Genomic DNA, 25,295 nt, shown 5'->3' on the forward strand with positions numbered 1-25,295 from the left:
TTGATTCTTCTAGTTTTCTTGCTCTTCGCCACGGCCAAACAAGCTATTTTCATCATGGCGATCGTCATCCACAGAAGGATCCGCCCAGTGACCCGACTTTCGCTCAGCCATCATCGCGTCTCGAACTGCGCTCTTTGCATCCATCATGCTGTGATAATCTCGTCTACGCTCAGCATTCGTGCGCCTTGCTCCGCGAGGATCGTTCGCTTCGATTCGCAAATCCTTGCCACGCGCACCCAAGTTAGCGCCGTCCAATCCTTCTGCACCGGCAGCGATACTTGGATCCCAGTCGAAGCAAACCATATGATTCCCAGTGCCAATACGAATTTCGTCTCCTGGACGCGCGCCCTTCTTGCGCAATTCATCCTCAACGCCAAGCTTTGCCAAGCGATCCGCCAAATAACCAACGGCTTCGTCGTTGTCGAAATTCGTTTGTATAACCCAGCGCTCAGGTTTTGCGCCAGTAACAGTGAACCAAAAATCACCATTCCTGTCTTCCTCGCGCTTAATTTCAAAGTCTGCACTATTTCCACGTCCATCATCGCGGCGACGACGCAAAGCTGAAGTCTGCTGCTCAAGAGGCTGAATGACAACACGCTCTTCTTCACGCGCTGCTTCCTCGGCAGCGAGCTTCTCGCGCATCTTTTCAACCAATCGTCCAAGCGCAAAACCGAGCTCTTTCAAGCCTTCGTGAGACGCGGTAGAAATCTCAAATACAGTCAATCCCATTTTCTCAAATTCACCGCGTACAAAATCAGCCAATTCTTTAGCTTCAGGCACATCGACCTTATTTAGCACAATAATGCGCGGACGCTCAGGAATTGGAATCGCACCCAACGGAAGCTCAAGCTTATCAGCGTATTGCGCAAGCTCATGCTCAAGAGCGTGGTAATCGCTAATTGGATCGCGATTTGGCTCCAGCGTTGCGCAATCAATTACGTGCGCAATAATCTCTGTGCGCTCAATATGACGCAAAAACTCAAGACCTAAGCCTTTTCCTTCGGAAGCTCCTGGAATTAAGCCTGGAACGTCTGCAATTGTGTAGCGATAGTTGCCGAAGCTTACAACACCTAGGTTTGGCACCAAAGTAGTAAACGGATAGTCAGCAATTTTCGGCTTAGCTGCACTAATTGAAGCAACTAAGCTTGATTTTCCTGCAGAAGGGAATCCAACTAAAGCTACGTCTGCAATAGACTTGAGTTCCAAAATTACGTCGCGTTCTTCACCAGGCTCGCCTAAAAGCGCGAATCCTGGGGCACGACGAGTTTTGTTTGCGAGTGCTGCGTTGCCAAGACCGCCAGCACCCCCCTGCGCCACAACGAATTTGTCTCCAACATGTTGCAAATCCGCCAAAACTTCGCCTGGTCGCTTTTGAGAGTCTACAGCACCGCGTGCAGTAAAAACAACAGTTCCAACAGGCACAGGAAGTACTAAGTCTGCACCTTTTGAACCGTCTTTAGTGTCACCTAAGCCCATCGTACCGTTTTCTGCAGTGCGGTGAGGCATGAAGCGGTAGTCAAGTAAGCTGTTTGCGTTACGATCAGCTACAAAAATAACGGAACCACCGTCACCGCCATTACCGCCATTTGGACCTGCTAATGGCTTGTACTTTTCGCGACGAACTCCGGCAGATCCGTTTCCACCATCTCCGCCTTTTACATGCACTGTTACGCGGTCTACAAAATCACTCATACTGCTACCTTACTCGAAGATAAACACTTAAATTCTCGGGAACATGCGAGAACAAAAAAGCCGCACCGAACGGGGGTGCGGCTTAAACGTTTTATTGTCGACTTATTGTCGAATCTGTTTAGGCTTAGCTAAGATTCAGGCGGTAACAACGTCAACAACCTTGCGGTCGCGACGAATACCGAACTTCACATTGCCGTCCACCAAAGCGTACAGCGTGTGATCCTTGCCCAAAGCAACGTTCTGACCTGCGTGGAACTTAGTGCCGCGCTGACGAACGATAATGTTGCCAGCCACTACAGCTTCACCGCCAAACTTCTTAACACCAAGATATTGCGCTTGTGAGTCGCGACCGTTGCGCGAGCTAGACGCACCCTTCTTATGTGCCATCTCACTGTCCTTTCAGGTTTATAACACCGTCAATCAGGCGATGGCCGTGATCTTGACGAGAGTCAACTTCTGACGATGACCCTTGCGACGAGCCACACCAGTCTTGTTCTTATACTTCATAATGCTAATCTTTGGACCTTTGGCTTCGTCGTTCAAGACTTCTGCCTTCACCGTAATCTTAGCAAGATCCTTGGCACTCAAGGTTACCTTAGCACCGTCAACAACGAGCGCGACCGGGAATTCCACGGTATCGCCCTTCTTTGCATCGAGACGGTTCACGAGAATGGCGTCGCCAACCTCGACCTTCTCTTGATGGCCACCGGCCTTCACAATCGCGTACATAATTCGTTCCTTAGCTCAATTGAAAGCTTACTTTTGCCTTGCGCACAGCAAAACGCGCGCGGCAAGACACCGACTATCAAAAATACACCTACCCATGTACTAACGTCAAGTCGCTAGATTCATGAGTCAATGCAGACAATATTCAATATTGTACTCAAGGCATATACTTAGTCACTATTCAGAGGCTCAATCATCACTTTCTGTAGTTTCTTGCATAATTTCCTGCGTATTATCTTGCGCAGTTTCCTGCATAGTTTCTTGCGTAGGTTGCTCCGCAGTATACTCAGCAATCTCTTGCGTAGTATCCTCTAAATTATTTTCAACTAATTCTTCAGAAGTTTTATCCGCTTCACTAGTTTCCGCGGTTTCGCCAGCATCCGCAACTTCGCTAGTTTCATCCGCCTTAGAAGATACAGACTCTTCATCAGAATTCAAAAAATTACTATACTGCGTTTCTTCTTCAGATTTATGAGCTGCGTCAGTAATTACAGACGCGGCAGCTATACGCGCTAACTTAGCTCTCACTTCCGCACTAGAACCCTGCTGCTTAACAGGCGCAGGCTGTTCCGTTGCGCTTCCGTGACCATACTTGTTCGTTTTAACAAAAGGATCTCCGCCCTTAAGCGCGTAAGGATCTGCATATTCCGAAGAAACAGTAGGCTCATCGTGCAAAATAAACCCACGTCCCTTGCACGTTGGACACTCTTCAGAGAACGCTTCAACTAAGCCTTGACCAACGCGTTTACGCGTCATTTGCACAAGACCAAGAGACGTAACTTCAGCAACTTGATGCTTCGTGCGATCCCTAGCCAAGCATTCCAAAAGCCTACGCAAAACTAAATCGCGGTTCGCTGGCATAACCATATCGACATAATCGATCATGACCATGCCACCAATATCGCGCAAACGAAGCTGGCGCGCAATCTCTTCAGAAGCCTCCAAATTACAACGAGTAACCGTTTCTTCCAAAGACTTACCACGCCCAATAAATCGTCCAGTATTCACATCGATCGTAGTCATTGCTTCCGTACGGTCAATCACGATAGAGCCACCAGCCGGCAAATAAACCTGACGCTCCATACCCTTACGAAGTTGACTATCAATCTGCCACTTATCGAAAACGTCCTTGCCTTCATGCTCAGCAGGATCCCAATATTCAACCTTGCTGCGCAAATCTGGAGCCATCATCTCAAGATATTCATCAATTCGCTGACGCACTCCCTCGCCTTCAACAATAAGCTTTTGGAAGTCATCGTTGAAAATATCGCGCACAACACGAATTGCCACATCAGGCTCACCCTGTAACAGCTTAGGGCGCTTTCCATGCAAGTATTCTTCGCGCTTAGCTTCAATGCGCTCCCACTGCTTAACAAGCGAATCTAAATCTTTTTCAATCGACTCCTCGCTTGCGCCGTCAGCAGCAGTACGAATAATAACGCCCATATCTTTTGGTGCAATCTTCGACACAATAGCACGCAAACGCGAGCGCTCTCGATCCGAAAGCTTGCGACTCACACCGGTCATGCCGCCAGATGGCACAAGCACTAAGAAACGCCCTGCAAGAGTTACTTGCGAAGTCAATCGAGCACCCTTATGCCCAATTGGATCCTTAGTAACCTGCACAAGCACAGGATCACCAGACTTAAACGCAAGCTCAATCCTACGAGGCTGACCTTCAAGACGAGCCATATCCCAATTAACTTCGCCTGCATAAAGCACGCCATTCCTGGCTTGACCAATATCTACAAATGCCGCTTCCATGCTTGGAAGCACGTTTTGAATGCGCCCAAGATAAATATTTCCAACAGTAGCAACTTCTTGAATATCAGAAACATAATGTTCTACAAGAATATTGTCTTCAATAACAGAAATTTGCGTGTGGCGATCGCGCTCACGAACAACCATTAATCGTTCAACATTTTCGCGACGAGCAAGGAAATCTTGCTCCATAAGAAGGTTTTGACGGCTACGCTCACGCCTATTATCTCTACGGCGTTGGCGCTTTGCTTCAAGTCGCGTAGAGCCTTCAATATCCGTAATTTCGTCTATATACTGCTGCTTGCGCGAGCGGCGAGAAGTCAAGTCGTCTTCGTTCGCATTAGTGTAGTCGGATGACTCTTCCTGAGAAGACGCGGAATTTGCGTCATCGGAGGATTTAGAACGGCGGCGACGACGGCGACGCGTATAAAGAGTTTCTTCCTCATCTTGCTCACGAAGTTCTTCTGGATCTGGAATTAAATCGCGATCTTCTTGAGAAACTTCATCTATTCTCGTGCGTTTTGTGCGAGAATTTGCGTCATCGTCAAGATCGTTAGAAATATCGATGTCAAAATCGCGACTTTCGTTGCGACTTTCATTTCGATCAGTGCGAGAGCTACGACGGCGACGACGGCGACGCGTAATCATTATTTCATCGTCATCGTTGCCATTATTTGCATTATAATCGTCGTTTATACCTCTGTTATCGCCTTCGTCACTGCTATTGCGGCTATCTCTGTTATCTCTGCTATTGCTACCGCCTCTGCTGTCTACTGCACCATTTTCATTTCGAACGTCATCATCATTAGAAATGTTATTCGACATATTGCGACGATTAGAACGCCTATTTGAAGTATTTTCCGCAGATAAAATATCGCTAACATCAAGAGTTTCATCGATGCGCGTATCAATGGGAGCATAAACAATATTGTCGTATGCAAGATCCTCTTCAATTTGCTCAACTTCAGCTGCAGCACGTCGCTCAACAGCATTCAATCTGCGAGAACGGCGAGAACGCTGGCTTTTGCGAGTTTTTTCATCGCGATCATCTTGCGAATCCTGAAAATTCTTAGCGTACTCAGAATCTTGAGAATACATAGAATGACTTGTTTCACGCGATGTTTCACGACTATTCCCTCTGCCACTATCACGCTTTATTTCGCTTGAATTCTCACGTCTTTCAGAACGTGACTTGCGTTCGCTACTATCACGGCTATCATGACTATCGCGACTATCGCGACTATCACGGCTATCGCGGCCGTTGCGGCTGTTGCGCCTTCCGCGAGAAATATCACGTAAATCATCACGCAAATCATCATTCAAGACATCACGCGAGTTGTCACGCAAGTCATTACGAGAACTGCTGCTTTCTTCACTACGATTGTTCACTACCTTAGGAAGAACTGGCTCCTGGAATAGGAGCGAAGTTATCGGGCGCGATTTAACAACATGCGGCTCAGAATCCTTCGTACTAGAATCCTCAACTTTTAGTTCCATTGCTTCTCCAGCCGCACCGGCACCACGAGTAACTCGTCGACCGCGACGGCGACGCGTAACGCCAGAGCTTTGCTGCAAAGTATCGCCGGCAGCTATATTACTTTTCGCAAAATCTGTAGATTGCATTATTCCGGACATTTCCGCAGAAGTAGCGGTTTTAGACACAGTTCTACTATTTTCAGCTTCAAATTCATTGAAGCGTTCTCTTATTATTCTGGGCACTATGCTCCTCACGAGACGCTGCATCGTCTCGCATCCCTGGCTTTAAGTTGAGCACGCACGTGCGCGAGCCACCCCAAAGCTCTTTACAAAGTCTAGCTGCGCGACAGCGGACGCCAGCCTCGGAAAACGCTCACGAGGGGATCGACGCCATCGATTGCCTGGCGGCTTGCAGTGCCACCGCTCTCTAGTATGCCATATTGCCGAGTCAAATATATGACTCGTTGAATATTAAAATTTGCATCGCTGTTTTAAGCCAATTAGCAGTTACTAAAAATTCCAATAATTTCAAACTCATCCATAACGCACATAAAAGTTGCGTATCTCTCCTATAGTTACAGCATAGGTTCGCACGCATGCAATTTGCGTGCAATTAACGAATTTTGGAGGCAAGAAATGGGCTTAATCAGCGCAATGCAAGGCTTTTGCGTAATTGGCATTGTTATTGCTGCAGGCTACGTTACTGCTCGCATGCGCGTTGGCGGTTCACAGGCTCAAATGGTCCTAAATCGCGTAAGTTTTTTCGTTTCCAGCCCTTGCTTAATGTTTGCAATACTTTCTAAAGAGCCTATTTTTGAGATTTTTCACTCTTCGATTTTTGTTGCATTCTTTTCTGCAATGATTGTTGGAGTTGCGTTCGTGCTGCTTAATCGCTTTTGCTTCCATCTTCCTGCAGCCGACTGCACTATAGGTGCTCTCAATTCTCTTTATTTAAATTCAAACAATATTGGCTTGCCGATTGCGACTTATATTTTGGGAAATCCTGCGCTTGTTGCTCCGATTTTAGTTATGCAACAGGCTGTATTTACTCCTGTTGGTTTGACGGTTCTCGACATTACAACTACTGGAAAATGTTCGCTTAAGCGCATCGCTCAGCAGCCTTTAAAACAGCCACTTTTAATTGGTTCGCTTGGTGGAATTATTATTTCTGCAATTTCCGCAAAAGTTGGCTACTTCCCTGTTCCTAATTTTCTTTACGATCCAATTAAGATGATTGGCGATTCTGCAGTTCCAATGATTTTAATGGCTTTTGGAATGTCGCTTTACGGAAGCAAACCTTTACGAAAAGATTCCAATCGCGCTGCTATTGCCACGGTTGCTGTGCTAAAAAATCTTATTATGCCTGCAATTGCATTTTTGCTAGCTTATTTTGTTATGGGTTTTCGCGGGGCGACTTTGTATGCGTGCGTTGTGCTGGCGGCACTTCCGACTGGTCAAAACGTTTACAATTATGCTGCGCGCTACAACGTCGGCTTAAGTTTTGCGCGCGACGGCATACTGTTTTCTACGGTTACCAGCCCAATCTGTATAGCAGTAATCGCCGCTATTTTGGGGTGATTAATCCGCGCGCAATCGTAGAACTTTGTAATCACAACACTTTGTAATCACAACACTTTGTAATCATCTTGCTTTTTGAGCAAGAAGCAGTTTGCATGCTTCTCGCACAACGTCCCCAACTTTCACACCCTGCTTATCTGCAGAAGCTTTTAGAGCATCAGCATCTTCAGCAGATATACGAAAAGTTATAGGCAACATAGCTTCTTTGTAAAGAGGCGGTCTGCCGAGCGGCTTTTTAATACGCAAATTACCAGCTTTACCGTGATAGATACCTTTTTCAGCATCACTTTCCCATTTATCAAGCATTTCATCAGTGACATCAATGCCACCTTCACCACGAAAATTAGCCATAATCACTCCTACCTATCTTCTACCAAAAATTTGTCTAATTTCTTCTTGACTAAATCCCATTTCAGCAAGAAACTTTTTAGTTGCAGGCACTACACGAAAAATAATCCATTCCCCATCTTCGCCCTTATATGCAATAAGTTCCGTAATAACTCCGCGAGAATCCCAAGCAAGTGAAAGCATCTGACTAGGCTCATATTCACCTTGCCTGGGAAGCTCTCTACAAGATGAGTTCCACATATTTATTACTTCAGTTTCGCTAAACCAAGGTCGTTTTCGAATAACTCTAGGATGCACTAAAACCTTCATAAATATTATCTCCCAACTCTCAATACTTTCGTATACGAAATATTATCACATTGTGCCAGAGATTATCAAAATATGGCTAATCGAACTAATCAAAGCATGCAAAAAGCCTAATGCAAATTGGCAAAAGTTGGAAGTCTGCTTTCAGATTCCGCAAAACTAACTCATACTTGGAAGTCTACTTCCAAATTGAAGCTAACTTTGCGCAACTACCTTTGCACAGCTAACGAGTCGAGGCAAGAGAATCAAGACACGCGCGGAAACTGTACTGCACACGTACCAGAAGACGAGGTAAATATCAGCATTAAGTGCAGAATTAAAAAGTGATTAAACTCAACTTTTTAACACGGAATCCAAACTCTTTATTCCAGAATTATTCAAATTCTCAAGAGATAAAATCTGCGCTCGCGCCAAATTTCTAAGTTCCACCATTCAATCTTCCTGTGGTAAACCCTTAGAAATCAAAACAGCGTTATAGCTTTCCATATTCGCCAATACCAGAAGTTCATTAATACTCACCTCGTCTCGAATGTTGCCTTTTGACTTAGGATTTGCGTCTCTCCATTGCTTAGCAGTCTTATTAAACAATGCAACATTTAACAAATCTGCTTCATTTGCATACTTATACATCAACTGCTCAGAAGTCAAATCCTTCAACAAATATTCTTTAATAGCATCCGTATGAATCTTGTAATTAATCTTCGAAATCTCACGGTTCAAATTCCAATTCAACGAAAGCTTGGAACCCTCATCAGATTTAAGTCTTTGATAATCTTTGATAATATATAGTTCAAATTCTGCTGAGATCCAAGCCGCAAACTTAAATGCTATATCTTTATGAGCGTAAGTTCCGCCATTCTTACCAGATTTGGAAACTATGCCAATAGCATTTGTTGATTCTACCCATCTTTTAGGAGATAAAGTAAAAGCATTAGAACCAGCCTCATTCTTAAAGGAGTCGAATTCGACCCCTTTAAAATTAGGATTGTTAATACTCTCCCACAATCCCAAGAACTCAATAGTATTCTTCACTCTCAGCCAGTTTTTAACAACATCTTTAGGCTCTTCTTTGTTTTTATATCTCGCAATATCGGTTAAACTAACGTAATCATTCCTAAAATCTTCCGTATAAACCTGAATTGTAAAGCCTTTTGCTGTAATAATATCTTTTTTAATATTTGATGCATTAGACATAATTGCCCCCTAATATTTACGCAAATTTACGCAATTAGTTGCTTTATTTGATTTGTTTACTCTATTTCTATGCGCTTAACACAAAACCCATGAATCACAAGCAAAATTACAAAATCAAGCACAAGCCACAAAACATCTAACAACTAGCAGAAAACTAGCATGCACCAGCGCATAAGTAGTATTTTATAAGATTTCATAGATTAAAAGCAACGCAAACACGTAGATAAAATAAAAAAGTTAATTCCCAAAACAATACTCTAAATAAAATTTCGCAAGTTGGAAGTCTACTTCCAAATTGAAGCTAACTTTGCGCAACTACCTTTGCTCAACTAGCGAATCGAGGCAAGAGAATCGAGACGAGCGCGGAATGACGGCCAATCCGTGCGCATTGCCGTAAGCAGCTTCAGCTTAGGCACGTCGTCAATCGGCACCCACTTAATTTCCATACTCTCGTCGTCGTGCGCGCAAGGATTCACACTATGCCCCGGCTTTTCAAACGCAAAAACCGTTGTATAACACCAATTTCCATGATCTTCGCGGTAAGCTCCAACAACTTCAATATCTCCCGAAGTGATATTTGCTTCCTCGAAAGACTCACGCAACGCGCCCTCAATCGCGCTTTCTCCGTCGGAAATTGCGCCACCAGGGATGCCCCAAGTGCCACCTTCAGCGCTCCAAAGAGCACGATGTTGCATCACAACGTGCGTCACGCGACCAGTTTCAGCATCTCGCCTAGCAAGCAGCACTCCAGCAGCTCCGTTATGACCCCAATGTCTGCGGCCACAATCGCAATGCACCCAGCCATCTCCCGGCTGATGCACATTTTCTTTAGGCACTTCCGTGGAAGTCGGATCATTCTTTTCGCCAGTTTCTTCCAAGCTTTCCTTATTCCACAAATCCGGCCAAGCGTATCCAAGCTCCGAAACCATTTGTCTCAGCAGCGGCAAGCTGATTCCAAGAACACCGTGAGGATCTCCATTAATGCTTTCAATAAAAGCTCCGCCAAAACCTTCTAGCGTAAAGGATCCTGCCACTTCCAGAGGCTCACCAGTTGCTACATACGCGCGAATTTCCGCGCCATTCATTTGCGCAAAAGTTACGCTTGCATGACTTGTTTTGCAAATAGTTTTGCCGGTTTTTGCGTCGATTAAGCAGTGACCAGTCCACAATTGTCCTGTTTTTCCACTCATCTGCTTGATTCTCTCAAATGCCACTTCAGGAGTATGCGGCTTTCCGTAGCACTCACCATCGAGTAAGAACATGGAATCGCAGCCAACAATCAGCACACCGCTACAATCATGAGAAGATTTACTCGTATATGCAAAATCGTGAATATCGAAAGTTTTTGTAGGAACAGTAACGCCTGAAAAATCGCGAGTTTGCGCCGTATCTACGTTATGCGTTACGTCTGATTGCGAATCGCTTGCTAAAGCATTACCAGCAGATTCAGAAGATTCAGATCCCGCAGGTTCAGCTTCCAGCGGATACCCCACAACTAAATCACCACTAGCTGAAGCGGCTGCATCCGCCACAAGTTTCCACGCATGGTACACAGCTTGAGCTTTTGCACGAGCCAAAATAGAAACTCGCTGCTCAACGTTCAACTGCTCAACGCTCGTACCTCGCTCACTAGCGGCATCACGCAAAGCCGCCAGCTCATCCACTTCGCTTACGTGAATTACCGGAATCACGCCAGCTGCCGCCAAAACCGCTCTACGCGAAGGAGACTGCGAGGCTAAAATCAACGAAACTGTCATACCTTACTCTTCCTTTTTATCCTTCACACAGTCTATTTTCTGGTTACTGCAATACTGCCTGTAGCTGGCATTGTTCATTATGCATCTGAGCATCTCTCAAAATCAAAGACTGTAAATACTTGCTTTTATTTGGCATGCCATCTCTTTTAGCAGCGCGAGAAATATATTCACTCCAAGATTTAGGTACACGAAAACGCTCTTGAACACTGCTTTCGCGCCTTTCTTTTGAATTTGGTCTTCCTGGTCCAGATAAGGATGCAAATATTTCAGTTGCATCAGAATCTTCAGAAAGCAAAGTTTGCATAATTTTTGCAGCTTCTTCGCCAGAAAATTGCATTACAGGAGGATTATTTGGAACAGACACATTTTCATCAGCTAAATTCTCATACATATCCATTTCACTCACCTCATTTGCCCCATCTTTTCCAATATTTAAACCATTTATCAGTCAGATGCTCTACGTGAAACACCAAAAAATCTTTACCTTGAGGTCTTGCAAGCACTTCAATTAAATCATCCTTCCACGCACCTGGATGCCTTAAACATATGACTAGCGCAACGAATGTTCCGTTTGAACTAGGCGGATTTGACACATCATTAGGATTAACTAAAGCAAACCATATAGGTTCAGCCATAGCTTTTCGTATCTCTTCCTCATTTAGATGATCTTCATCAAAATGTTTGTATGCAGATTTGGGATCAAATCTAATAACCATTAACTAATTGTACCACAATTTATTGACTTGTTGCTTCATTACAACTTCACATAGGTTATTCGCGAGTTATTGCAACGCCAATAGAATCAACCTGCACATGCAAAACACGCCAGCCAGCACGCGAAAGCCACGGCTCAGCAATTGAGTCGATTTTTTGAGCTGCACTCTTGTTGCACTCAGCGTCTCCTGCATAAAATACAGCAACGCACGATCCTGCTCCCGAAATCGCTGCAGCAAAACCATGCTCGCGCAACGTTTCCACTAGCTTCCATGAATCTTTCATAAGATTTGCGCGATACGGTTGATGAAGAGCATCTTGAGTTGCTGCAAAAAGTAACGCATTTCTCGAAATATCAGATTTTACTGTGCCTAATTTATTTTCAGAATCGCTATTTAACTCACCAAAAGCAACCGGTAGCATTGCAGTTCGCGACACGTTAAATATTGCGTCACCATACGGCACTTTTGCTGGAAGCGCGCGCCTAGCAAGCTCTGTAGAAAGCTCGAAATCAGGAACGAATACAGACACGGAAATATCTTGCGAAACTTTGTATCGTACAGTATGAAAACCGGTAGAAAGCGGAGCTTCGCAATCTCCAGCCACGCGCACAGAGCCTTTGCCTTCCCCAGCATCAAGCTTCCAGCTCATCGTCAAACCGCCAAAAACTGCAGGAGCAACATTGTCTGGATGACCTTCAATTGCGGCCGCGATTTCGAAAATTGCTTCGCGGTTAAGATCACCTTCGTGCGCAAAGGCCCAAGCAGCAGCAACTGCAGCAACAATCGCTTCTGCAGAAGAGCCCATACCGCGCGCTTGCGGAATCCGATTATGCGCTTCTAACGTAAATCGCAAGTTTGGCAGACCAAATATTTTACAAGCTTTGCGAAAAGTCGCTACAACTAGATGCGTTTCATCTTTTGGAAGCGTATCCTCGCCTTCGCCGTGAATAATTACGCGCACGTTTCCAGCATAATCGAGCGAATCAAGCGAATTTTTAGAATGATTATCATCCAGAGTAAAAACTAAAGAATCCGCATAATCAAGCGCAATACCGGCTGTATCAAAACCAGAACCAAGATTTGCGCTAGTCGCTGGCACGCGCACGGAAACACTGTTACACACTGGCTTCATACGATCACCTGCAGCTTCTCTACTGTATAACGCGCAAAACTAGCGGCTTTCCACACACAACATCCAACTTCTGCAAATCCTCACAAATAGCTTGAACTGCAGCTTCCGAACATTCGCGCACAAGCACGCGCACACTGCCAGGTCCACCAAGACCGCACTGTGGGCAATCCGAATCAGCTTCAGTTTGCGCATACTTAGCTTGGCACGCCGAAGCCAAACGTTCAGCTGCAACGCCATGATCTACAAAAACATCCATAACTTCGCTGCACAAAGCCAAAGAAGTATCTTCCATATTGCAACGAATCACAAAATCCGCTCTAGTCTGCTCGCTAGAAGCCGGCACATACTTGTTGTACATTGGCACGCCAAAACCTGCGCATCCACGCACAAGATTTCGAGCAGCACTAACAACATCTCCAACAACAGCACTTGCAGTTGGAGCGCCGCCGGCACCGCGTCCGTAGAACATCAAATCGTCTGCAGCCTGCGCCTTCACAAACACAGCATTAAAACTGCCGTGAACCGACGCCAAAGGGTGCTCCGCACCAACAAGCGCCGGATACACATTAACGCTTACTCCGCCATCCGATTTTGACTTACCGTCGCAATGCCTTTCGACTGCTGCAAGTAGCTTAATTACACGCTTTTCCGCGCTCGCTGCAGCAATATCTTCAGCAGTAATCGCGCTAATTCCTTCAACGGATACGTCGTCAATACTTACTGGCATTTGGAATGCAAGAGTTGCAAGAATCGCAGCTTTATTTGCAGCATCGAAACCTTCAACATCTCCGGTCGGATCTGCCTCAGCATAACCCTTTTCTTGAGCTGCGTGCAAAGCCAAATCAAAATCAAGTCCGCGCACAGTCATTTCGTCAAGAATATAGTTGGTAGTTCCGTTTACAATTCCGAAAATTTGCGTAATTTTGTCACCAATAAGCGACTCTCGAAGCGGTCGAACAATAGGAATCGCTCCTGCTGCAGCCGCCTCAAAGTACAAGTCAACTCCGTGACTTTCTGCACACTCGTATAATTCCGGACCAAACTTCGCAAGCAACGCTTTATTTGCAGTAACAACAGATTTTCCGTGGCATAGCGCACTTTTTACAAAAGTATGAGCCGGCTCAAGTCCGCCAATAAGCTCGACTATAATATCAATGTCTTCGCGAGCGCACAAAGAGGCAGTGTCTGTAGTTAGCAAATCACGCTTAATCCAAGGCGCATCAACTTCTTCCGGGCGTAAGCATGCAACTGCTGCAAGCTCAATTTCAGCGCCAGTTCGCTTCTTAAGCTCATTGAACTGTTCAACTATTAGTCGCGCTGTTTGAGACCCAACAGTTCCAGCCCCAAGTAGGCCTACGCGAATAGTTTTAGTCGACTGATTGCTTTGCATAACTTTCGCCTCCTTCGTTGATTTATTTTATATTTTATTTTTATGCGATTATTTTTTACTCGCTTTTACACAAATAACATTAGCAAATTAAGAAGTATTGAAATAATCAAAAATGCTATTACTCCAACAGTTCCGTACAATGCTTTGTTGCCAGCTTTATTCGGAAGTTCTTGCGGAGCATTGAAGAATACAAGATACTTGCGGCGGCGAACTAGCAAAACCACGCCTACTATAAGCATGGCAATCATAAACATCCCATAAATTCCAGCTAGAATAAAACCGGTTGGCAGTCTAGTTAATTCCTGACGAGACATCTTTTCTACGTCAATCATATTTCCGCTTGCATCAACCAGCTGCTTTTCCAACCACATTGCAACTATGCTTCCTTGGAAATTCACAATCATATGAAGGAATATGCTGTAGCTCAACTTGGACGTACGAATATAAATGTAGCCAAAAACAAGTCCAAGTCCAAATGCGTAGAAGAATTGGAAAATGTTCATATGGAAAAGCGCGAAAGCAAGTGCAGAAAATACAATAGCTCGCTTTTCTCCGTACGCGCGCAAACGAGAAAGCAGCTGTTTTCTAAAAAGCCATTCTTCCACAATTGGCGCAAGAATTACCACGAATATGAAGGTTTCCCACATATTTCCCGCTGCAATAGTGTCTGATACGCGATTTTCTGCTTTGCCACCGCTAAGAACTGTTGCTAGGAAAACGCCAACTATATTACCAATGTACATAATCGGTATGCACACAGCAAAGAATCCGCCAAATTGGCTAAATTTCATAGAGAATTGTCGGGTTTTTGCCGCAGGAACAGTGCGCATAATAAGCATTGCGATTGGTAAAGCGACTAAACACTGCGAAATATCCGACACAAGTAATGTGTTAAGAGAGTCGCTTAGCATGCTCTTAGGCACAAACTGTGAAGAAAGAACTCCAAGAACATAGGCAACAGCAATCCAAACTACGAGGAATACGCATAAAGACATGCCAATAGTTCCTTGACGTTTGCGCGCTAACAAATAAGTGTCGTCGCGCCATGAATTTTGCAAATCTTGCATACTTATTCCTTTTTATTGCTGCTTTTTGTTTCTGCTTTACAGTTGATTAAATTATTTCAAAACGCCTTCAATAAGCTTTGTGATTAAATCGTTGTAGCTTATTCCAGTTGCTTCCCAAGCTTTTGGATACATGGAGATTGGCGTAAATCCAGGCATCGTGTTGATTTCGTTAAGAATTACGCGACCATCTTTAGTTACAAAAGAATCTACGCGACTTAGTCCCCGCCCATCTGCCGCTTTGAACGCTGCAAGCGCCGTTTTGCGAACGCGCTCTAAAGTTTCCGCTGGCAAGTTTGCTGGAACTTCAACGTGCGAAGCTGCGGAATCCATGTATTTGCTGTCAAAATCGTAGAACTGGTCTTCACCAGCCTCGCGCTTGTCTAGCACAACTTCTCCAGGCCAGCTTGCTTTCGGTTCTTCGCCGTCGCGAGCTGCAAGAACCGCGCACTCAATTTCTCGTGCATCAATTCCCTGCTCTACCAACACTCGCCAATCGTGCTCTGAAGCCTCAAAAATAGCTTCTGCTAAGGCTTTAGCATCGCGCGATTCAACTTTTGTAACTCCAAAACTGGAACCTGCGCGGCTTGGCTTTACAAAAAGCGGATACTCGAGTTTTGCTGCTTCAACTTGAGTAAGAATTTCTTCTGCGTATGCATCAAAGCGATTTTCCGCGTCGCTTGCAAACTTGCGCGCATCAAGTGCAATTCCAGGAGCAACATTAATTCCGGCAGCTTTAAACAGTTGCTTTGCATAGTATTTATCCATGCACGCAGCCGAAGCCAATACTCCACAACCAACGTATGGAACTTGCATCATTTCTAGCAAGCCTTGCAAAGTGCCATCTTCACCGTTCGGACCGTGAAGAACTGGGAAAACAGCGTCAATATGACCCAAACTTGTAAGTGTACCGTCATTTTCGCGGGCTAAAAATCCGTCTGCGCCTTTGGCAGGGTCTAGCACAACATCGCGCGTTCCAGCAGTTTTTGTTATTACCGGAAGCTCTCCTTCTTCCATACGGAAGTTTCGCGGATCTTCGCCGCCAACAATCCATTCGCCTTGTTTTGTGATTGCGATCCGCACAATGTCAAAACGATTTTCGTCTACAGCACTGAGCACTCCAGCAGCAGATATGCAAGAAATCGAATGTTCGTCTGCCTTACCGCCATACAAGAACACTACACGCTTTTTCGTCATTTTTTTCCTTTATATATTTTGAATTATTCTAATTATTTTGGACTAGTTTTGATTATTTTCGCAAACGCTACTTACTCTTCGCAAACGTCGTCGTCGAAAAGCATTGCGAGCATTTCTTGGCAGGAAATTCCTTCTTCAAGCACGCGAGCCATTGCACTTGCAAGCGGAGTTGCAACACCCAAACGCTTGCCCATTGCAACTACTGCGCTTGTGGTTGGCACGCCTTCTGCAACACCATTGCTCACGGCAGTTGCTTCTTCAACGCTCATGCCTTTTCCAAGATTTGCACCGAAAGTATAGTTGCGGCTTAGAGGAGATCCACAAGTTGCAACTAAATCACCAAAGCCAGCAAGACCTGAAAAAGTGCGCGAATCCGCGCCTTCTGCTACGCCCAATGCCGTCAATTCTGCCAAACCGCGCGTTTCAATCATAGCCGCCGTGTTTTCGCCATATCCTGCACCTCGAGCCATACCAACTGCGAGCGCAACCACGTTTTTAAGCGAGCCACACATTTCTACGCCGATTACGTCTGTTGACACAAATGCTTTAAAGTAGCTGTTTGAGCATGCTTTTGCAACTACTTCTGCCTGAGATTTTTCTGCGCAAGCAACTACTGCTGCAGCCGGGTGGCGAGATGCAACTTCCTTGCTCAAGTTTGGTCCGGAAAGTGCAGCAAAACGGTTACGCGGTAAGTTCAAAGCTTCGCACACAACTTCATCCATACGTTTGCCGGTTGTGCGCTCAATGCCTTTCATCAGCGAAACAACGATCGCATTTTGTGGAATCAAACCCACAAAACCTTCCAACGCAACGCGAGCAAACTGTGCCGCAATCGCCACGACTACAATATCCGCATTTGCAACAGCCTCTGCTCGGTCCCCAGTTGCAGTCATGTTTTCTGGAAGTTTTTCTACGCTAGGCAGACGCACGCCATTATGATGATGATCGCGAATTCCTTCAACAATTTCTGGCTCTATTGCCCACATTGTCACTTGATTTCCTGCATCCGCAAGTACTTGTCCAAACGCAGTTCCCCAAGCACCAGCACCCAACACCGTAATGTTCATGTTTTACGTCCTGCCTTTCGGTTGTGAGTTTTATAAGCTACTGTATAGCTATTTATTTGTAATCACACTATTACATAATTCTACACATGCCGCTTTACGGGATTTTTAAAAGATACTTTATTTTATTCTTCTGTATATTTTTTATTCTTCCGTAACGCGTTTCATCTGCCTGTAATCAAAGTATCCTGCAGGAGATTTTTCTCCACGAATTTCTTCCATAATCTGCGTCATACGCACACGCACGCGACGAGCCAACTCTTCAGCAGATTCAAGAGGAGGTAGCTCTCCCCAATTTTCACTCCCCTTTAGCAAGTCAGCATAATCAAGTTGAGTATCGTAGCACATTACAACATTTTTCTTTGGCCATGGCCACCAGTGGTTAATGCTTGCCGCGCCCCATGTAACCGCGCAAAATAGCGGAATCTGATGTCCGAGTCTGCGCGATGCTTCGAGAGCAATTATACCAATTCCGGGCTTCATGCTCATAGGCCATTTTTTAGGATCGCGCGTAACTGTTCCTTCAGGCCATACACTTAAAGGTCTGCCATTGGTGAGGATTTTAATAGATTCTTCTTCTATTTCTCGCGCTTTTCCGCTTCTGCGAGGAACCGGCTGCATGCCTACAAGCTGGAACCATTTGCCTAAGATTGGCCAGTGAGCGAGTTCCGCTTTTGCCATGTAGCGCGGACGACGACCTTGGTGGAATAGTGCAGTCATAGGTATGAAAACATCAAACATCGTCACGTGTGTGCAAGCGGTAATAAACACGCCTTCTTCTGGCACGTTTTCTAATCCCCACGCCTTTACTTTGCAACGCGAACGCAATACGCGCGACGTTCCTTCGAGCAACCTTTCTGCGGCTTTAGGATTTTGCGCGTCAATTTCTGCCTGGTTTGGCTTACGTTTTCCTGTTGGATAGTAATACGTTGGATCAACTAAATTGTGTTTACTTGCTAAAAGCTTTACTTGCTCATCACTGAGTGGTTTTACTGCACTTCTTGGCGAAGGTTTTCCTTTTGATACCATACGTCTATTGTGCCGCACGCTATAAACCTACGCTACGACCCACTTTTGCAATCAACCCATGTTTAGGAGAGCACGCCCAAGCGAGCACGAATAAAGCGGTTGCTACGAGCACAATTGTTCCGCCTGTTGCTGTATCAAAGCTCCACGAAATATACATTCCAACAATCGAAGAAACGCACCCAATAACAGGAGCTAAAATCATCATTCTTGGCAGCCTATCCGTAAGCAGTCGCGCAGTTGCAGCAGGAATCACAAGCAGAGCAAGCACAAGCACGTTTCCAATAATTTGCACGGAAACAACTACAGCGATAGCCACTAACACGTACAACATTCCATCTAACCATGCAACTGGCAATCCCATTGCGCGCGAAGTTTCTCGATCCATCGATACGCACACAAGCTCTTTGTGGAACATGCATAATATAGCCAAAATAATCAAACCAGTAAAAGCAACAACAGCAATATCTGAATCAGGAATACCTGTAATCGAGCCAAACAAGAAGGATTCCAAAGAGCCGGCGTAGCCAGATGCTTTAGAAATAATCACAATTCCAAGAGCAAAAGCAGATACGAAAAATACGCCAATAAATGAGTCTTCGCGAAGCCTGCGATTTTGGCTAAAAATAGATACGATTAGCGCGGTTGCAACTCCTGCGAGCGCTCCTCCAAATAGCAGATTTCCTTGCAATACGAAGGCTATAGCAAGTCCTGGGAATACTGAGTGAGCTACAGCATCTCCAATAAACGCCATTCCTCTAAGTACTACGTAGCATCCAACTACACCGCAAATTACGCTAGAAAGGCACGCTACAATAAGCGCTTTTAGCAAAAACCAAAGGTTTGGATTTGTTAAATCTTGTATAAATTCTATTGGAGATAACATTACTCTTTCACCACACTTTCCTTACCAATTACGCGCTCAACTGCTTTAATAAGCGGATTTTGCGGAGCTACGTGGAAGGTTCGTACCCACTGTTTTGTTTGCAAATGTTGCGGCTCATCGTCGCCCACAATAGTGCCATCAAATAGCATTATTCTCGAGCATGAGTTAATTGAACCAATAATATCGTGCGAGCTCATGAGAATTGCTTCACCAGAAGCAGACAATTTTAAGAACAAATCGGTAAGCAGCTCCTGAGTAGGCATATCAAGTCCAGTAAACGGTTCGTCTAGCAAAAGTAAACGCGGCTCTCCAGCCAATGCTCGCGCAACAAGAACGCGTTGCCGCTGACCTCCAGAAAGTTCACCAATCGTGCGATCTTGGAAATCAGCCATTCCTGTGCGTTCAAGCGAGTTTAATGCGATCTCGTAATCTTCTTTTTTAGCGCGACGAACGTAACCAATATGACGAATCCTACCCATCATCACTACATCTAAAACAGAAAGTGGGAAATCCCACGCAATATCGTGACGTTGAGGCACGTATCCAACGTAAGATACGCGAGAATTAAGTTTCGCACCTTCCATATGAGGAGCACGCACTTCGAGTTTTCCAGTATGTGGAATCAAACCCATAATTGCACGAAATAGCGTCGTTTTACCAGCACCGTTTGCGCCAAGTAATCCCACGAATTCGCCACTATTAATGGTAAAAGAAACGTCTTTTACTACAGCGCGATTCCCGTACGAAATATTCAAATTGTGTGCGCAAATTACTGCATTTTCTTCCATATTTACTACCTTTAACACTTTCACTTCAAACATTTCGCTAAAGAATTCGCGTTAGCTCGCATCATATCCGCGTAAGTTCGCACATTCACGTCGAAAGCGTCACCATAAATTGGGCAAACTTTCACATGCGCTTCAGACGCAAGCTCTTTAAGCACAGACGAGCGAGAAATTAAATTCGGCTCTAAAAACACTGCAGGGATTTCCAAGTCGCGCAAAATTTGCGAAAGTCTGCGCCTATCTTGCACGCTCGGCTCACTTGAAGGGTTGATTGTTACAAATCCTGCGATATTTACGCCATAAGCTTTACCTAAGTATGCAAAAGCGTCATGCGTTGTAACCAAGTTGCGACGCTCTTTTGGAATTGACGCCACTTTCTGCCTCATATACGCGTCTACATCTAACAGCTTGTTAATGTATCGGTCCGCATTTGCGCGATATTTGCGAGCATTTTTAGGGTCGACTTCGCACAAGCGGTCAGCTATTGTGCGCACATAAGCAATTCCGTTTTTCACTGACTGCCATAAATGCGGATCAATATCTCCGTGAACATGTTTTCCAAGAACAGCTTGTGGAAGTTGATAGATTTTCTGCCGCGCAAATCCAAGGAATCTATAGCCTTGTTCAGCTGGAATTTCTTTTAAAGCATTAGTCGGCACTTCTACTACTACATCTCGCGGCTCATAATACACGCGCTTTGGCGCAACCGACCGCTTTTCTTGCAAAGTGTCAACTCTGTACAAAAATCCGCGTTTAGCTAAATCGTAAGCCAAATCTGCATGGCCTTGATTCAAAACTACGCTAGCTCCACGCTTTTTCGCTAATTTCTGCGCGTTAATGCCGACAGCAAAACGCATAGTTGCGTTTCCTAAACTTGCAACTCTTTCGTTTTGAGCATTGAGCATATCTGCATGAAAGTCGAGAGTGTATTCTCCTGGCTTACTAAAAGCCCAACTTAAATGCGTGTGCGCGTCCGCAGGCAAATCTACATGATCTTCATCGTTAATTCCGTTTGCTGAATTAACGTAAGTTTCTACACTTCCAAAAGTGCCAGTAAGGTAAGCGAAAAGCGAACCAGGACCAGTTACTTTAGTTGCAGTTAAGCGGATCCTGTCCGAACGCTTCATGTTGTATGCTTTTGGCTTTATTACAGTAGCGCGTCCTTCTTTCGTTACAGTGGAAGGCGCGTTTGATTGCGAAGATTGAGAAACCTGAGAAGACTGCGACTTATCAGGTTTCTCTTGAGATTTTTGTTGCTCTTTAGCATCTTTAGCTTCCTCAACCGTCTGCGAAGTTTGGCGTTCTGTAGCAAGACCAAGCCAAATAGTGTCCAACGACACATCTTCGACCATTGGAATAATATCCGCCGCATGTTTCACGCTTTCTTCAGCAAGTTGCACATTTGGCACGCCTTTTCGCAAATTTGCGTCTAAAGCAGTAATAACACCATGCTCCTCAAGCATCATGTAATTACTAAAAGCCACATCCGCATACACAACGTCTCGAATTGAACGCAATCGTGGCTCGTAAGAGTGCGGATCTGCATTATCAGGTACGATTGAACTCACATTTGCAGCATCCCCTGCTACATTCGCCACCATATCACGCAAAACGCCTGTAGTTGTAACTACATTAATGCGACCATCGCGATGTCCTGCACGATTCCCGTTAACACTACCACAAGCAGAAAGCGGCAAAATAAGCGCGACGACTGCAATTGCACCAATCGAAGAAAACAAAGTTTGCTTTACTCTTCTGGGCCTATGAATCACCCTCACACACTCCTACTACTAATAGCGCAACAGCCAGTTGAAGTTAATAAGTCCGCGATTGTAGAGATACCAAATCCCTGCACCCAAAACGCCAAGCACAGCAATAATTCCACCAGCAAGAAGCGAATAAGCAAGTAAAGGATTTCGCTTAAATAATCCTGTTACACCTTTTGCTTCAGACTTCGCAACATCGTCATTATCGTTCAATTTCTGCCGGTACAAACTTTTAGCGAGCCTCTTGTTACTAATTTTTGAAACAAGACCTTTATGCTTTTTAGCTTTTCTTGGCAATTGTTTTCCAGAGTGTGAATTGTTCAATCCTAAACCACGACCACCAACAAAAGGATTTCCGCCACTACCATTATTGCCGCTAGGACGAAGCAACTTATTAGGTTCTGCTGGACTATAAGGTGCAGGAGGACCAACTTTTTTGCCTTGTGTATCTTTTTTCCCCTTGCTTGGCCCGCCGTCAGCATACCCCATTGGCGTTTCTTGTGGATCAACACCAACAGCAACATGAATATTGCGAGTTACTGTAGAATTTCCGTCAGAAGCTTGGAATTGCAATGTGTAATATCCCGGTTCGTCGAAATCCCAATTCGCATGAGCATGCGTATTCGCAGGTATCGTATAATCTGTTGCTCCTTGAGTGGAGAAAATCTCTTGATCTCCACCGCCCAAGCCGCCGAACATCCAAACGCGTACGTTTCCAGGACCTTCAACTCCTGTTAGGCTCAATTGAGTTGGCTTATGCGGATTCATAGACTGATTATTCCAACCCATCCATGGCACACCATCAATTTGAGTTTGAGGTATACGATACACGCCGTTAGTTTTGCCAGCATCACCAACTGCGAACACAACTGTATCTGTGTCTCTAAATACGTGACTTCCTGTCACATCTTCTTGCACAGCCATATCAACTTTATTTGAATCGCCAGTATATACAGCAATATCAACATGACCGTGGTCTATAACGAGTTTGTCACCCTTGATGTCTTTGAACTTTGTCGCAGCAGATTGCTGACTTTGAGAATCTTGCTTTCCGCTTTTCGCGTTATGTTCCCCATGAATAAGACCACCGTTATTACTCCCAAAAAGTCCTTGTTGTTGCATTTTTGCTCCAGACCATGGAGTCACATACACAGTGTTGTTGTTACCGTTAATGAAGAAAGATCCGTTACTTTGTTGCACATTAATGCTGTGATCCTCACCTTGAGAATCATCATTATCATCTGAATCTTCTTCGTCATCTTCACCATCTTCATCACCGTCATCACCGTCAAAAGATACGCCATCATAATCAGCAAAATCCCCAGCTGTTACATCATGATTAGTGACGTGGAATGTATAGACTTGCTCAGAACTTTGCTCCTCGTCACCAACGGTAGTAGTAGCCTTCATTTTTAACTTGTACACACCAGGACGGTTAAAAGACCAATACATGTGCGAATGCTTGCCACCAGTCTCAGTGATGTCAACATCTTTCGGCCATCCGTCAACAGAACCAAGCATTTTCTCATAATCGTCACCGCTGCGAGTGTACATAAAAACTTCGCCGTTGTGGGGTGCTTCGATACCAGTTAGCGACAATTTAACTGTTGGATTAACTTTTGTTGTAGAACCAGCTCCCTTATATAACGGTCTAGTATCTAAACCAGGCCATAATGCACCAGTATTTCCAGCTCCAGATTGATCAAAGAACCAGACTACACCTTCGCGAGTTGTTGCGTAGATTTCTTTTATTATCGGATCGTTCTCATCTTTGGAAAACTGCATGATATTTTTAGAGCCGACTTCAAAAATAAGTCGATTCGTATCATACCGAGTGCCATTATGATCTTCACTTTCAAACGCATCGCCCAAGGTACCTAATACCATGCGCTTGCTTGTAGCATCAAAGAAAGTTGCAAAAACGTCAGTATGACCTTTATACGCGTGGCACATTGTAGCTTTACTATCAGCCGCAGGTTGTGAAGCAGTTTTATCTAATCTAGCAGCAGTACACGCTGCAAAATTGGCTTTTTTTATGGCAGTAAAATCTTTAGAAGATTTCTTTCCGCTTACAACAGTTGCTTCACTGCCATTGTCAGCAAAAGCCGTGGGAGTTCCCATCATCATGCCACACAAGCACACGCCCACCAACAAAGCGCGAGATAATTTCTTTATACTATTACGAACCATTTTCGTCACACCATTATTTCCACTGAGTGCCATCAGATTGCACATTGTCTGATTGAGAATATTGAGAATTATTAATTGGTGACATTACTGTCGTTTCTTGATCACGCACTAGATTTGGCAAGGTATTGTCACCATTTGCATTATTCACAGAATTTGCATTATTTGCATACTGTTGATTAGCTTGTGCAGAAACTTGCTTAGCAAGCGCAAGATTTCGTGCTTTCTTGCTTTTAACTACAGCTATTAGTACAAAAATCACAATAATTACGGCAATAATAGCCACAAAAATACCTACAATTTGAAGAACTAAAGCTGTATCGTCACTTTTTTCAGATACTTTGTGAGAATGCTTATGCTTGTTGTGAAGGAGTTCGTGATGATGATTAGCTTCATCTTTTTCGGATTCATCGTTATCTTCTTCATCTTGACCCTCTTCGTCGCCCTCGTTGCCACTTGCTCCAGCAGCACCCGCACCTAAAGCAGCATTAGGATCGGTATTATCTCCAACTGCAAAATTAAGAACACGCGTATCGCTTACTGCGCGTCCATTTTTAAGCTTTCCTGAAAAAGTAAGCTTCACATGATAAATTCCAGGCTTAGAAAACACCCAATTCACGTGAGTATGAGCGTTGGCTTCAATCCAGCTGTTTTGCGGATATCCTTTAGTACTATCCCAAAGTTGCTGTGGATTGTTGTTGCCATTTTCTAAGTAAACATGCAGTTTACCCGGGCCGCTTACTCCTTCAAGAGAAAGGTTTGCACCGCGATCGAGCTCGTTAAGCACGCCACCTTCCTGCGTATTCCAACCAAGCCACGGCACATCAGGATTTTGAGTTTGTGGAATTACGTAAAGCTTGGTTCCAGGCTTTTCGCCAATAAAACTGTAGGCAGCATCATCAGGCATAGGAATTATTGAATTGCCACCTAATTTAAATACCACATTTTCTGGGTCTCGCCACACTGGTTCGTCACCAGTATCATCACGAATCTTCAATTTCCATTTGCCGTCGATTAGCGTTGGTCCAAAATCAGCATGACCTGCTTGAATCATAACTGGCTGATTGCCTTCATTAGCATAAGCAGTTTCCTGCATTGGATTTGGTGCGCATAAAGATGCAACCAAAGTTACTAAAGAAAATATGAGCGCAAGCAACGCAGTAGAATATACATGCTTTCGTTTTACTTGCAATGTTTCATTTTGTTTGTAATTCATTATTTAAACTTTCTAGTAATAATACGAA

At 44.6% G+C, this 25,295-nt stretch carries 21 protein-coding genes and 1 pseudogene; 1 reads left to right on the forward strand and 21 read right to left on the reverse strand.

What is annotated here, in order from left to right; genetic code table 11:
• Window positions 1–9 precede the first annotated feature (9 nt).
• The 4 genes from obgE to HXT37_RS06245 all read right to left on the reverse strand — a co-directional run bounded on the left by obgE (window position 10) and on the right by HXT37_RS06245 (window position 5,898).
• Complete coding sequence (gene obgE, locus HXT37_RS06230) at window positions 10–1,692, reverse strand: GTPase ObgE (RefSeq protein ID WP_116994983.1); 1,683 nt, start codon at window positions 1,690–1,692, stop codon at window positions 10–12.
• Window positions 1,693–1,827: 135 nt separating this feature from the next.
• A complete protein-coding gene (gene rpmA, locus HXT37_RS06235; RefSeq protein WP_004106248.1) occupies window positions 1,828–2,079 on the reverse strand; it encodes a 50S ribosomal protein L27 in 252 nt (83 codons plus the stop codon).
• A gap of 33 nt (window positions 2,080–2,112) precedes the next feature.
• Window positions 2,113–2,421 (reverse strand): 50S ribosomal protein L21, encoded by a 309-nt coding sequence (gene rplU, locus HXT37_RS06240; protein WP_004111933.1) that lies wholly within the window; start codon window positions 2,419–2,421, stop codon window positions 2,113–2,115.
• A gap of 186 nt (window positions 2,422–2,607) precedes the next feature.
• Window positions 2,608–5,898 (reverse strand): Rne/Rng family ribonuclease, encoded by a 3,291-nt coding sequence (locus HXT37_RS06245; RefSeq protein ID WP_410309326.1) that lies wholly within the window; start codon window positions 5,896–5,898, stop codon window positions 2,608–2,610.
• Window positions 5,899–6,291: 393 nt separating this feature from the next.
• On the opposite strand from HXT37_RS06245, the gene HXT37_RS06250 reads away from it, so the two are divergent.
• Window positions 6,292–7,233, forward strand: coding sequence for an AEC family transporter (locus tag HXT37_RS06250; protein ID WP_102703262.1), 942 nt, complete (start codon window positions 6,292–6,294; stop codon window positions 7,231–7,233).
• Window positions 7,234–7,296: 63 nt separating this feature from the next.
• Here HXT37_RS06250 and HXT37_RS06255 read toward each other — a convergent pair whose 3' ends face one another.
• The 17 genes and pseudogenes from HXT37_RS06255 to HXT37_RS06335 all read right to left on the reverse strand — a co-directional run bounded on the left by HXT37_RS06255 (window position 7,297) and on the right by HXT37_RS06335 (window position 25,267).
• Window positions 7,297–7,584, reverse strand: coding sequence for a toxin-antitoxin system antitoxin subunit (locus HXT37_RS06255; protein ID WP_116773632.1), 288 nt, complete (start codon window positions 7,582–7,584; stop codon window positions 7,297–7,299).
• A 12-nt stretch (window positions 7,585–7,596) separates the two neighbouring features.
• Window positions 7,597–7,890 (reverse strand): hypothetical protein, encoded by a 294-nt coding sequence (locus HXT37_RS06260; protein WP_116773631.1) that lies wholly within the window; start codon window positions 7,888–7,890, stop codon window positions 7,597–7,599.
• Between the two features lie 330 nt (window positions 7,891–8,220).
• A pseudogene (locus HXT37_RS06265) lies at window positions 8,221–9,081 on the reverse strand (KilA-N domain-containing protein).
• Between the two features lie 329 nt (window positions 9,082–9,410).
• Window positions 9,411–10,838, reverse strand: a complete 1,428-nt coding sequence (locus tag HXT37_RS06270; protein ID WP_415707535.1) for a Maf family nucleotide pyrophosphatase — start codon at window positions 10,836–10,838, stop codon at window positions 9,411–9,413.
• A 43-nt stretch (window positions 10,839–10,881) separates the two neighbouring features.
• On the reverse strand, window positions 10,882–11,235 hold the full coding sequence (locus tag HXT37_RS06275; RefSeq protein WP_064621518.1) for a hypothetical protein: 354 nt from the start codon (window positions 11,233–11,235) through the stop codon (window positions 10,882–10,884).
• A 10-nt stretch (window positions 11,236–11,245) separates the two neighbouring features.
• Window positions 11,246–11,473 (reverse strand): hypothetical protein, encoded by a 228-nt coding sequence (locus tag HXT37_RS06280; protein WP_233186355.1) that lies wholly within the window; start codon window positions 11,471–11,473, stop codon window positions 11,246–11,248.
• A 136-nt stretch (window positions 11,474–11,609) separates the two neighbouring features.
• The gene (thrB, locus tag HXT37_RS06285; protein WP_102703266.1) at window positions 11,610–12,686 is read right to left on the reverse strand and encodes a homoserine kinase; all 1,077 of its coding nucleotides are present in this window, start codon (window positions 12,684–12,686) and stop codon (window positions 11,610–11,612) included.
• 19 nt (window positions 12,687–12,705) lie between these two features.
• Window positions 12,706–14,076 carry a homoserine dehydrogenase gene (locus HXT37_RS06290; RefSeq protein WP_415693479.1) on the reverse strand — a complete coding sequence of 457 codons (1,371 nt, stop codon included), beginning with the start codon at window positions 14,074–14,076 and terminating at the stop codon, window positions 12,706–12,708.
• A gap of 65 nt (window positions 14,077–14,141) precedes the next feature.
• Window positions 14,142–15,143: a CPBP family intramembrane glutamic endopeptidase gene (locus HXT37_RS06295; RefSeq protein WP_102703268.1), complete on the reverse strand. Its 1,002-nt coding sequence runs from the start codon at window positions 15,141–15,143 to the stop codon at window positions 14,142–14,144.
• A 51-nt stretch (window positions 15,144–15,194) separates the two neighbouring features.
• Window positions 15,195–16,337 carry a D-alanine--D-alanine ligase family protein gene (locus HXT37_RS06300; RefSeq protein ID WP_116440651.1) on the reverse strand — a complete coding sequence of 381 codons (1,143 nt, stop codon included), beginning with the start codon at window positions 16,335–16,337 and terminating at the stop codon, window positions 15,195–15,197.
• Between the two features lie 71 nt (window positions 16,338–16,408).
• Window positions 16,409–17,404 (reverse strand): NAD(P)H-dependent glycerol-3-phosphate dehydrogenase, encoded by a 996-nt coding sequence (locus tag HXT37_RS06305; protein ID WP_248893538.1) that lies wholly within the window; start codon window positions 17,402–17,404, stop codon window positions 16,409–16,411.
• Between the two features lie 141 nt (window positions 17,405–17,545).
• A complete protein-coding gene (locus tag HXT37_RS06310; RefSeq protein WP_116431517.1) occupies window positions 17,546–18,430 on the reverse strand; it encodes a lysophospholipid acyltransferase family protein in 885 nt (294 codons plus the stop codon).
• Between the two features lie 19 nt (window positions 18,431–18,449).
• The gene (locus tag HXT37_RS06315; protein WP_421779468.1) at window positions 18,450–19,313 is read right to left on the reverse strand and encodes an anchored repeat-type ABC transporter permease subunit; all 864 of its coding nucleotides are present in this window, start codon (window positions 19,311–19,313) and stop codon (window positions 18,450–18,452) included.
• A complete protein-coding gene (locus HXT37_RS06320; protein ID WP_162863108.1) occupies window positions 19,313–20,101 on the reverse strand; it encodes an anchored repeat-type ABC transporter ATP-binding subunit in 789 nt (262 codons plus the stop codon). The genes HXT37_RS06315 and HXT37_RS06320 overlap by 1 nt, the downstream gene beginning before the upstream one ends.
• A 20-nt stretch (window positions 20,102–20,121) precedes the next feature.
• Entirely contained in the window at window positions 20,122–21,837 is a 1,716-nt protein-coding gene (locus HXT37_RS06325) for an anchored repeat ABC transporter, substrate-binding protein (protein ID WP_421779470.1), read from the reverse strand.
• A 51-nt stretch (window positions 21,838–21,888) separates the two neighbouring features.
• On the reverse strand, window positions 21,889–24,054 hold the full coding sequence (locus HXT37_RS06330) for a choice-of-anchor M domain-containing protein (protein WP_421779805.1): 2,166 nt from the start codon (window positions 24,052–24,054) through the stop codon (window positions 21,889–21,891).
• 13 nt (window positions 24,055–24,067) lie between these two features.
• A complete protein-coding gene (locus tag HXT37_RS06335; protein WP_004109103.1) occupies window positions 24,068–25,267 on the reverse strand; it encodes a choice-of-anchor M domain-containing protein in 1,200 nt (399 codons plus the stop codon).
• Window positions 25,268–25,295: the final 28 nt, after the last annotated feature.

Source organism: Gardnerella sp. DNF01151 (assembly GCF_049244235.1).
Classification (GTDB): domain Bacteria; phylum Actinomycetota; class Actinomycetes; order Actinomycetales; family Bifidobacteriaceae; genus Bifidobacterium; species Bifidobacterium swidsinskii.

Bases quoted from the DNA above. Each gene is read 5' to 3' on its own strand.
- obgE (WP_116994983.1), bottom strand. From the start codon at position 1,692: ATGAGTGATTTTGTAGACCGCGTAACAGTGCATGTAAAAGGCGGAGAT.
- rpmA (WP_004106248.1), bottom strand. From the start codon at position 2,079: ATGGCACATAAGAAGGGTGCGTCTAGCTCGCGCAACGGTCGCGACTCA.
- rplU (WP_004111933.1), bottom strand. From the start codon at position 2,421: ATGTACGCGATTGTGAAGGCCGGTGGCCATCAAGAGAAGGTCGAGGTT.
- HXT37_RS06250 (WP_102703262.1), top strand. From the start codon at position 6,292: ATGGGCTTAATCAGCGCAATGCAAGGCTTTTGCGTAATTGGCATTGTT.
- HXT37_RS06255 (WP_116773632.1), bottom strand. From the start codon at position 7,584: ATGGCTAATTTTCGTGGTGAAGGTGGCATTGATGTCACTGATGAAATG.
- HXT37_RS06260 (WP_116773631.1), bottom strand. From the start codon at position 7,890: ATGAAGGTTTTAGTGCATCCTAGAGTTATTCGAAAACGACCTTGGTTT.
- HXT37_RS06270 (WP_415707535.1), bottom strand. From the start codon at position 10,838: ATGACAGTTTCGTTGATTTTAGCCTCGCAGTCTCCTTCGCGTAGAGCG.
- HXT37_RS06275 (WP_064621518.1), bottom strand. From the start codon at position 11,235: ATGGATATGTATGAGAATTTAGCTGATGAAAATGTGTCTGTTCCAAAT.
- HXT37_RS06280 (WP_233186355.1), bottom strand. From the start codon at position 11,473: ATGGCTGAACCTATATGGTTTGCTTTAGTTAATCCTAATGATGTGTCA.
- thrB (WP_102703266.1), bottom strand. From the start codon at position 12,686: ATGAAGCCAGTGTGTAACAGTGTTTCCGTGCGCGTGCCAGCGACTAGC.
- HXT37_RS06290 (WP_415693479.1), bottom strand. From the start codon at position 14,076: ATGCAAAGCAATCAGTCGACTAAAACTATTCGCGTAGGCCTACTTGGG.
- HXT37_RS06295 (WP_102703268.1), bottom strand. From the start codon at position 15,143: ATGCAAGATTTGCAAAATTCATGGCGCGACGACACTTATTTGTTAGCG.
- HXT37_RS06300 (WP_116440651.1), bottom strand. From the start codon at position 16,337: ATGACGAAAAAGCGTGTAGTGTTCTTGTATGGCGGTAAGGCAGACGAA.
- HXT37_RS06305 (WP_248893538.1), bottom strand. From the start codon at position 17,404: ATGAACATTACGGTGTTGGGTGCTGGTGCTTGGGGAACTGCGTTTGGA.
- HXT37_RS06310 (WP_116431517.1), bottom strand. From the start codon at position 18,430: ATGGTATCAAAAGGAAAACCTTCGCCAAGAAGTGCAGTAAAACCACTC.
- HXT37_RS06315 (WP_421779468.1), bottom strand. From the start codon at position 19,313: ATGTTATCTCCAATAGAATTTATACAAGATTTAACAAATCCAAACCTT.
- HXT37_RS06320 (WP_162863108.1), bottom strand. From the start codon at position 20,101: ATGGAAGAAAATGCAGTAATTTGCGCACACAATTTGAATATTTCGTAC.
- HXT37_RS06330 (WP_421779805.1), bottom strand. From the start codon at position 24,054: ATGGTTCGTAATAGTATAAAGAAATTATCTCGCGCTTTGTTGGTGGGC.
- HXT37_RS06335 (WP_004109103.1), bottom strand. From the start codon at position 25,267: ATGAATTACAAACAAAATGAAACATTGCAAGTAAAACGAAAGCATGTA.